The organism is Paenibacillus sp. NRS-1782 (genome assembly GCF_050467685.1).
Lineage (GTDB): Bacteria > Bacillota > Bacilli > Paenibacillales > Paenibacillaceae > Paenibacillus > Paenibacillus terrae_A.
In genome coordinates this window covers 1-1,832 of record NZ_JBITPH010000032.1, presented here as the reverse complement: position 1 = coordinate 1,832, position 1,832 = coordinate 1, and the positions used below count along the sequence as shown (strand labels likewise).

2 protein-coding genes and 1 pseudogene are annotated in these 1,832 nt (G+C 42.0%); all 3 read left to right on the top strand.

What is annotated here, in order from left to right:
- A pseudogene (locus tag ACIFQM_RS12860) lies at positions 1-235 on the top strand (PTS sugar transporter subunit IIA); the annotation flags it as partial.
- A 424-nt stretch (positions 236-659) separates the two neighbouring features.
- Entirely contained in the window at positions 660-1,244 is a 585-nt protein-coding gene (locus ACIFQM_RS12855; RefSeq protein WP_430046302.1) for a hypothetical protein, read from the top strand.
- Between the two features lie 41 nt (positions 1,245-1,285).
- The gene (locus ACIFQM_RS12850) at positions 1,286-1,633 is read left to right on the top strand and encodes a hypothetical protein (protein WP_430065671.1); all 348 of its coding nucleotides are present in this window, start codon (positions 1,286-1,288) and stop codon (positions 1,631-1,633) included.
- The last annotated feature ends 199 nt before the right edge of the window (positions 1,634-1,832 follow it).

The following is a 1,832-nucleotide window of genomic DNA, read 5'->3' as shown; positions in this document are numbered from 1 at the left end:
CATGGGGCTGATCGGTGGGGCGGTCGGTGGGTTTATCGCTTCGCTCTTCCATTTGGCGGCTACAGGTATGGCCATTACGGTCATTCCGGGTACATTGCTCTACATGAACCACCAGCTTCCGCTTTATATCTTGGCGAACGTGGCTGCTATGGCAGTAGCTTTTGTCCTGACCTGGATGTTCGGGTATAACGATAAAATGCTGGAGGAAGTCAAAACAGCAGGTTCCTCCAATTAACACCACCTAGATGGTATGAATAAGTAAGCACACGCCTAGGAATTAAATGTAACGGTCGTTCTACTTTGGAGCGCTCTCGCCCCTTGTTAAAAAGGGCTGCTAGAGAAAGTATCCAAGTGGGGCGGCCGTTTTTCTTTGAAATTTAGTATTTCGTACCCGGTTACGCATCATGACTTTGATCGCCAGTCAGTTCGGAAGCGCAACGGGTTGCCAGAGTATTTACAATGACATGGACTTGGGTCGTAGAATAGTTTCCTTCCTTTAATGCGGTATTCCTTGACAAACTGTAGCGATTTTTATCAAATCCCGAAAAACAAAATTTTATGTCAATCAGGTAAAAATTTCAAAAAATATATATACGATGGTTATTTTGTGTGTTATCATATAGAAGTTGTTAAAATTTAGTATTTGGAGGCAATTATCTGTGAAAAAACTTCTTGTAACAATGCTAGTTATTATGTTAGTGGCCATTGGGTTGAATCCTGCAAGCTCTTATGCAGATTCATCTTCATCGGCTAAAGCCCCTTCTAACCAGTCCCTATTCCCACCCTACTCCTCAATTGTTAATTCGGATACGCTCTTGAGCGGCTTGACGCTTGAGGAGTATAATGAAGCTATAGCCAATGCAGTTCCACTGGAGTCAGTAATTGTAAAAAGTGATAAAACTAAATCCATTGAAAAAATTTCCCCTATGGCTGTGCCATCTTGGTCATTTAGCCACCTAGGTCGTAACGATGGATTTTGGTCAGATAAGTTTTCAATTGGTTATGCAGGGTATGTGCCTGTAAGTGTGGTGCAGTGGGGAGATGATAGTTCTTGGTCTCAACCCGATGTTGGTTATACACTCGTGAGTAGAGATTATTTGGGCAAGGTTCGCATGGTTTCCGGAAGATATACAGGCACGAATGCAAAATTTGAAATCAAGGTACCAGAAGCTGGACAATACCAAATGTTAGTTAATAATTTAAATAACTACACTATTTCAGGGAACGGATTCATGGGTTATTAAATTTTGTTAATTGGATTATTTTTGGAAGGGAGGAAGTGAGTGTGAACAAGCGACTCAGACCAGCTGTTATTATCTTAAGTCTAATTGTCGTTGTCGGAGGGGCGGTGGCTGTTATCAAAAGTCAGACCTTTGCGAACAGCAGTAAGCCTCAAACCCAAACTATCAATGATCCTGACTGGCTCACACCTGAGAAGAAGAAGGAGATAAACGAGAAAGTGTTATCTTCACAAGCAGAAATTATACACTCAAAATATGGAGATTTTTTCCCTGTTGAAGTTCCGAATGAGTATCCAAGCGATCAGGTTGCAAATCGGGACAATCAAGAGCAGATAACAGCTCAGACAAAGCAAGTTATCAAGAATAATTTTGTTTACGAAAAAAAAGAGTGAAAAAATTATTTTTTCTAGAACGCTTGTAAAAATAAGCGTTCTTTTTTGTGCGCCATGCATGGTGCGTAACTAGGCGGTGAAAGTCCGCTATGGGAGCTGACAGCTGCCAACCATTAGCCAAGAGCAAGGGTGTCCGCCGTGAGGCAGAAAACGAAGAACAACAAGCTGAAGGCGTTAACGCTTCCTTCCTCGTTGTCCG